Origin of the sequence: Streptomyces callyspongiae (assembly GCF_047200695.1) — a bacterium.
In the GTDB taxonomy this organism is placed as follows: Bacteria; Actinomycetota; Actinomycetes; order Streptomycetales; family Streptomycetaceae; genus Streptomyces.
In genome coordinates this window covers 1-204 of record NZ_JBJZOM010000076.1, presented here as the reverse complement: position 1 = coordinate 204, position 204 = coordinate 1, and the positions used below count along the sequence as shown (strand labels likewise).

The window sequence follows — 204 nt, the reverse complement described above, 5'->3', positions numbered from 1 at the left end:
CTCAAAGATTGTTCGGCGGCGTCCTACTCTCCCACGAGGTCCCCCTCGCAGTACCATCGGCGCTGAAAGGCTTAGCTTCCGGGTTCGGAAAGTAACCGGGCGTTTCCCTCACGCTATAACCACCGAAACACTAGCCGGACCCACAAAAAGCCCGGAATTCTAGCGAACAAGCACTCTGTTCAATTGAAACAAACTGGTTGTTGC

1 rRNA gene is annotated in these 204 nt (G+C 53.9%); it reads right to left on the bottom strand.

Annotated elements, in window-relative coordinates:
- Positions 1-10 precede the first annotated feature (10 nt).
- A 5S ribosomal RNA gene (rrf, locus tag ACL06G_RS21580) occupies positions 11-127 on the bottom strand.
- Positions 128-204: the final 77 nt, after the last annotated feature.